At 64.6% G+C, this 6678-nt stretch carries 8 protein-coding genes; 2 read left to right on the top strand and 6 right to left on the bottom strand.

What is annotated here, in order from left to right; all coding sequences use genetic code 11:
- Positions 1–791: putative manganese transporter (locus PGX04_RS33025; RefSeq protein WP_273742341.1), on the top strand; the 791-nt coding region annotated here is incomplete at its 5' end.
- Positions 792–1176: 385 nt separating this feature from the next.
- Here the strand turns inward: PGX04_RS33025 and PGX04_RS33020 are convergent.
- Positions 1177–1620, bottom strand: a complete 444-nt coding sequence (locus tag PGX04_RS33020) for a VOC family protein (RefSeq protein WP_273742340.1) — start codon at positions 1618–1620, stop codon at positions 1177–1179.
- 288 nt (positions 1621–1908) lie between these two features.
- Positions 1909–3963 (bottom strand): excinuclease ABC subunit UvrB, encoded by a 2055-nt coding sequence (gene uvrB / locus PGX04_RS33015; RefSeq protein WP_273742339.1) that lies wholly within the window; start codon positions 3961–3963, stop codon positions 1909–1911.
- Between the two features lie 278 nt (positions 3964–4241).
- Between uvrB and PGX04_RS33010 the strand changes: the two genes are divergently transcribed.
- Entirely contained in the window at positions 4242–4511 is a 270-nt protein-coding gene (locus PGX04_RS33010; protein WP_180839499.1) for a DUF7553 family protein, read from the top strand.
- Between the two features lie 69 nt (positions 4512–4580).
- Here PGX04_RS33010 and PGX04_RS33005 read toward each other — a convergent pair whose 3' ends face one another.
- The 4 genes from PGX04_RS33005 to PGX04_RS32990 form a co-directional block, all read right to left on the bottom strand.
- Complete coding sequence (locus tag PGX04_RS33005; protein ID WP_273742338.1) at positions 4581–4997, bottom strand: DUF2267 domain-containing protein; 417 nt, start codon at positions 4995–4997, stop codon at positions 4581–4583.
- Between the two features lie 80 nt (positions 4998–5077).
- Entirely contained in the window at positions 5078–5476 is a 399-nt protein-coding gene (locus tag PGX04_RS33000) for a DUF2267 domain-containing protein (protein WP_273742337.1), read from the bottom strand.
- Positions 5477–5582: 106 nt separating this feature from the next.
- Complete coding sequence (locus tag PGX04_RS32995; RefSeq protein WP_273742336.1) at positions 5583–5981, bottom strand: TrkA C-terminal domain-containing protein; 399 nt, start codon at positions 5979–5981, stop codon at positions 5583–5585.
- A 56-nt stretch (positions 5982–6037) separates the two neighbouring features.
- Positions 6038–6678: saccharopine dehydrogenase family protein (locus PGX04_RS32990; protein WP_465263867.1), on the bottom strand; the 641-nt coding region annotated here is incomplete at its 5' end.

The following is a 6678-nucleotide window of genomic DNA, read 5'->3' as shown; positions in this document are numbered from 1 at the left end:
CCGCGACGCCCGACGGCGGCACCGCGGTCAACAGCGGGGTCGGGCCCAACCCAACCCACGATTACGGCGGCCCGGCCCCCACCCACGCCCACGAGTCGGGACCGGATCGACACTCTCGAGTGCTCACTCCCGTCTCACATCTCGCGCACCTCGCGTGGTGGGGAGCCGCCATCTTGGGACTCGTTCTCGGGACGATCTACCTGCTCCGCGGCGGTCCCGAGGTCGCGCTGGCGCTCGGCCCCGGCTTCGACGGGCTCTTCACCGTCGTCGGCATCGTCGGCGCGGTGCTGTCGCTGTACCTCTACCTAATCGGCCGCCACTACGTTGGGGAGGGGGAAATTGCGCGGGCTCGAGACTCCTTCGGCTCCATCTACGACACGCTCACCCACGCGGCGATGGAGACGAGTTTCGTCACCGTCTGGGTGCTCGTGGCCTTTCTCGCCTACGAGTACTTCGTCCTCTTCAGCGGGGTGAACATCGCGACTCTCGCCGCGGCGGCGGGCGTCCTTGCACCGATCGGTGGCGCGGTCGTCGGGCTGATCCCCGGCTGTGGCCCCCAGATCCTGCTCGCGAGCGTCTACGCCGAGGGCGGCCTGCCCTTCTCCGCGCTGAGCGCCAACGCGATCGCCCAGGACGGCGACGCCCTGTTCCCGTTGCTGGCCGTCGACGCCAAGGCTGCCATCGTCGCCACGATCTACAACTTCCTGCCCGCCGCCGTCGTCGGCGTCGCGCTCCACTTCCTGTGGGGGCCGGTGTTCGGGATGGCGGAGTTCGGGTTCGGCGTGCTGTGACCGGCTACGGGTAGCGGCCAGTCACTAATATGCGCTGTATTAGTCTAAACCGAGAGGTCAATATGTGGTGGCGCGCGCTGACGGCTGGCTGAGCGCTAGCGAAGACAGCCGATGACACTGCGCGAGGGATGAGTGAGCGAACGGGGAGGAACGACCCGTGAGCGAACGAATCGGTTGGGGAGGGTGTGGAAACCCCGTGTTGCCGCGGTAGTAGAACACGCACCGCGGTTTCCGGTATTCCTCTGGCAGTAGTTGGTGATACGATTTCTTCATTGAGAATCGAGTGAGAAACTGAAACGTCTGATTCGGCAACTACAGATGCTTAGGTAACACAGGGACTCACCCTTCCCATCCTCGCACGTATCCGGTGGACAGGCCGGTTCGGTTAGGAGGAGTCGAGCTGTTCGGTGAGTTCGACGATCAGACCCTCCGGACCGCGGACATAGCAGAGCCGGTAGATATTCTCATAATCACGAACCTCGCCGACTGTGTCAAAGCCGTTGCCTCGTAGTCTATCAACGATCGTATCAAGGCCATTGACCTCAATGGCGATGTGCCGGAAGCCCATCCGGTTCGCAGGAAAGTGGTGTGCGTCCTCATCGGCGGTCGGCGCGTGGTACTTGACGAGTTCGAGCCTGCCACTGCCGTCCGGCGCTCGCACCATCACTACCTCCGCCCGGACGCCGTCGAGTCCGTTGATCTTATCGACCGTCTCGCCCTCAACCAACGCCCCGCCCTCGCGCTCGAATCCGAGGTCGAGGAAGAACGCGGCCACGGCGTCGAGGTCATCGACGACAACACCCACATGATCGAAACGTAGCGTCTCCATCTCATGCACTCTAGACGTTCGACTCTATTGAACCAACCTGCTACTGAAACGCTGAAGTTGCGAGGACAACCGGGTCGGGAGTGATCCATTTTCGGCGGTTGATTGGAGGTAACCCCAACGATATCTACACGTCCTATACTGAACGCGAGTTCCACGAGTTCTTCTGAACAAAGAAACCGCGCACTATCTACTGTTAATGCGGGACTCGAGGCCGGGAGTACCGCGATAAGGCTCAATTTCCACACGTAAGCACGACGACTCGACGATCGTACGCTGACCGATTTTCGCTCAGAACTCCTCGGTCGGCGGCGCGATCCCCTCGTCACTGCCCTCGAGTTCGAACTCCTCCCGGACCTCCCGAATCCGATCCCGAATGTCGGCCGCCAGTTCGAACTCGAGGTTCCCCGCTGCGTCCTGCATCCGTCCCTCGAGTTCGTCGACGTATCGGGCGGCGTCGTCCTCGTCCTCGATCTCCCGGCCGGAGACCTCGCTGGTGTCGGTCTTGCTACCGGGCAGGTTGGTCTCGCCGACCTCCTTTTCGATCGTCGTGGGCTCGAGACCGTGTTCCTCGTTGTACTCCTGTTGAATCTCGCGGCGGCGCTGGGTTTCTTCGATCGCGGACTCCATGGCGTTCGAGGGCTCGTCGGCGTAGAGGACGACCTCGCCGTTGACGTTCCGGGCCGCTCGGCCCATCGTCTGGACGAGCGTCGTTTCGCTCCGAAGGAACCCCTCCTGGTCCGCGTCCAGAATGGCCACCAGCGAGACCTCGGGGATGTCCAGCCCCTCCCGCAGGAGGTTGATCCCCACCAGCACGTCGATCTCGCCTAATCGCAGCGAGCGGATGATCTCGTGGCGCTCGAGCGTGTCGGTCTCGTCGTGCATGTAGGCCACGTCGACGCCCGATTCCTCGAGGTACTCGGTGAGATCCTCGGCCATCCGTTTGGTCAGCGTCGTCACGAGCGTGCGCTCCTCGCGCTCGATCCGCTCGTCGATGCGGTCCATGAGGTCGTCGACTTGCCCCGTCGCGTCCGAGACCTCGATCGCCGGGTCGACGAGGTGAGTGGGTCGAACGATCTGTTCGACGATCTGCTCGCTCTCCTCGCGCTCGTAGTCGCTCGGCGTCGCGCTCACGTAGAGGGTCTGGTCGGTTTTCTCCTCGAATTCCTCGAAGGTGAGCGGCCGGTTATCGTAGGCCGTCGGCAGCCGAAAGCCGTTCTCGACCAGCGAGTCCTTCCGGGACTTGTCGCCTGCGAACTGTCCGCGGACCTGGGGCAGCGTCACGTGGGACTCGTCGACCACGGTCAGGAAGTCGTCGGGGAAGTAGTCCAGCAGCGTGTAGGGAGCCTCGCCGGACTCGCGATCGGAGAGGTAGACCGAGTAGTTCTCGATCCCCGAACAGTAGCCCGTCTCCTGCATCATCTCGAGGTCGAAGCTCGTCCGCTCCTCGATGCGCTGGGCGGCGATCATGTCGCCCTGCCGCTCGAAGTAGGAAATGCGCGACTCCAGATCGTCGCGGATCTCGTCCATCGCGTCCTCGAGCGTGGTCTCCGGAATCGAGTAGTGCTCCGCGGGGTGGACGAGCACCGCCTGCTGGTCGCCCTGGGTTTTCCCCTCGAGCGGGTCGACCTTGACCATTCGGTCGATCTCGTCGCCCCAGAGTTCGACGCGCACCGCGTACCGACCGTACATCGGGTAGATCTCGACGGTGTCGCCCCGCACCCGGAACGTACCCTGCGTGAAGTCGACGTCGTTGCGCTCGTAGTTCAGATCCACGAGCCGCTTCAACAGCTCGTCGCGGCCGACCTCCTCGCCGACCTCGAGTCGCAGGGACATATCGATATAGTTGCGCGGGTCACCGAGGCCGTAGATCGCGGAGACCGAGGCGACGACGATGACGTCCTCGCGGGTCAGCAGCGACCGCGTGGCAGAGTGGCGCAGGCGGTCGATCTCGTCGTTGACCGAGGCGTCCTTGTCGATGTAGGTGTCGCTCTGCTCGACGTAGGCCTCGGGCTGGTAGTAGTCGTAGTAGGAGACGAAGTACTCGACGGCGTTGTCCGGGAAGAGGTTCCGGAACTCCTCGTAGAGCTGGGCCGCCAGCGTCTTGTTGTGGGCGATCACCAGCGTCGGTTTCTGGATCTCTTCCGCGACCCACGAGACGGTATTCGTTTTTCCGGAGCCGGTCACCCCGAGCAGCGTCTGTTTGTCCATTCCGGACCGGAACCCGTTCACTAACTGTTCGATCGCTTCGGGCTGGTCGCCCGCGGGCTCGAAGGGAGCGTCGACCTCGAACGGGTGGTCGACGTTCGGACGGTCCGGCTGAAGGGGACCTTGCGCGTCACTCATTATCGGAGTCAGGGGTTCGAGCCACTTTACGCGCTCGCATCTGTGATAGCGGCGGTGAGATCTTGTGCTCGAAAACCCGTGATGACTCTGAACGCGACGAAAGACCCGTTCAGTCCCGACCGCATAGCTCGATCAACTAACCGGTATCGGTGGGACGGTCGTAGTGAGCGCGAGCGACTCGGAACTGGAAGCGCGGACCCCGAATAGCGCCCCGCCCGCCTCCGAACGTGGCCACTGCTCGCCCAACCGTTATGCATCGGCTCGTACTGAATTCGGATATGACCGAACAACTCCAGCAGGCCCGCGATGACCTCGAGGAGGCCGCGAAATCGGCCGACAGCGACGACGTCCGCGAGGACATCCGCGAAACGACGGACGCGTTCGCCGACTACGTAATGAGCGATACCGAGCCAGATCACGCCGTCCTCGACGAACGGCTCAATACGCTCCGCCAGGTCCGCGAGCAGGCGGACGGCAATACGAAAGACAAACTCGAGTCGGCCATCGAGACGACCGAAGACTATCGCGAAACCCTCGATCAGGCCTGAGAGCGAACCCAGCGGGCGAAGTCGCCGAACGAAATCGACGAGCGAACCCCACGAACGAAACCGCGGCGGTCAGTATTCTCCCGGCGTTCGGTCCCCGACGTCGAGGTCCGCGTCCGTCTCCGCGAGCAACTCCTCGAAGCCGTACCGTTCGAACTGGTCGACGACCGCCGCGCGTTCGCTCTCGTCGACCGCCTCGAGGACCGTTCCCAACACGGTCGTTGACGCCTCTTGCCCGGGATCGTCGACGGTGTCCATGCGCTGGTCGACCCGCGAGATGAACTCCTCCTCGGAGAAGCGGCGACCCGACTCGCCGTCGGTGAGGTGCTGGCTCAGCTCTCCCGGCAACTGTGCGGCCAGATCCTCGGCCTCGTCCTCGCTCAGTCGTTCGCCGAGCGTCTCGAGGACCGCTCGCGTGACGTCGGCTGCTGATTGTTCATCAGCGGCGGTCCGGTCGCTCACCCGCTCGAGCAGTTCCGCTTGTTCCATAGCCGTGGCCACGGCGATGACGCCCCTCACGGTTCGGGCGGCAACTGCCGGGTTCGAGCCGATGTCAGGATGGCGGGCCGTTAGCTCCGAGCGCCGGGGCCGGATTCCGGCACGATCGCGTCGTAGTCGAATTCCTCGAGTCGGTCGCGCAGCCCGTCGGCTTCGTCCTCGTCGACGTGCTCGAGCAGCGTCCCGAGAACGGCCTGCGAGAGGCGCTCGGGGTCACCGACATCGGCGCGGTCGGATCGTTCCGCGACGCTCGAGAGGAATTCGTCGTAGGAGAGCGCGCGGCCCGAGGGCCCCTCGGCGAGGTGATCGCCGATCTCCGCGGGCAGGTCGCCGTCGAGGCGCTGTGAGCGGGTCTCGTCCAGCCGTTCGCCGAGGGCGGACAGCACCGCCTGGGTCGCGTCTCGAGCGTCAGCTTCGTCGCCGAGCGTCGCCTGTTGTTCGACGGATCGGTAGAAATCGTGGCGCTCCATACCGGTCGTTGAACGGAGCCCGCCCTTGGGGTTTGGCCGGCGATTGCCGGCAGCGGAGACGGTGCCGGCATCGATGCCAGTCGGTATCGACACCGGCGGCGACAAATCACTCTCGAATCGCGGACAGCGGCCGTTTCGGATCGATGTCGCGCTCGCGGTCGAGCTGGCGGTCGTGGGCGCGCTTGGCCGCCTCGTGAGTCGCACCGTCGCTCTCGCCGCGATCGACCAGCTCTCGCAGCCGTTCTTCCTGCCCGTACGTGATGACCCGATCACCGGCGTGGGTTCTGTGTTCACCGGAAGGAGCGCCGATATACGTGCTGTCCTCGCGCTCGATGCCGAGAACCGTCACCCCCTCCGCCGAGCGCAACTCGAGGTCGCCGAGGCGTTCGTCGGGCAGCCACTCACCCTCATCGACAGCGAGATGATACTGATCAGGGAGACGAGCGCGTACATCTGTCTCGTTGACGGAGGGCAAAACGGTCGTTCGTATCCAGTGCTGGCTCACTCAGGCCAGTCAACGAGAGCGTCCCCAATCCGATCTCGAGGATCGAGCGTCGCCCCTCACTGAAGCAGTGGATTCACCGGCGACGTCTCGTCCGGCGTCGACTCGTCGAAGAAGCCGTCGACGCCGTCGAGTTCGAAGACGAATTCGGGACCGAAGGCACCGGCGGGGGTCTGAAACCCGTCCTCGACGTCGCCCTCGAGCACTCGTTCGGCGACCGTCACGGCCCCGTCGGTGGTGACGACGTACGGATCCGGCGTCCGCAGTCGGGAGACGACGCGTTCGCCGTCGTCAGTGCTGGCCTCACCCCAGATGTACGCCGAACCGCGTTCGCGGGCCCGTTCGGACGGACCGTCGCGGATCCCGGCCGCTCCCTTCAGCGTCCGTCGAACCAGCGTCGACTCGAACAGCGGTTCGAGGTAGCGATGCGATTCGAGCGCCAGCCGAGCGGGCTGGGGCATCACCGCGTACATCTCGACGTTCGGGACGCCGGTCGTGTAGTGGGCCGTCGAGATGTCACCCATCGGCATCGTGACGGCCGGCCGGGTTCCGCGGCCGAAGTCGATTTCGCGGGTTCGCCACGCCGTCGGAACGCTCTCGACGCGACCGTCGCGACGAACGGCCCCGCCGGTGTCGGCCCCCTCGAGTACCGTCCGCACGGTCCCGATCGACGGCACCCGGAACGAGTCGACGCCCAGCG

Source organism: Natrinema soli (assembly GCF_028618695.1).
The sequence above is the reverse complement of the archived record's forward strand: the minus strand, read 5'-3'. Positions and strand labels throughout refer to the sequence as shown.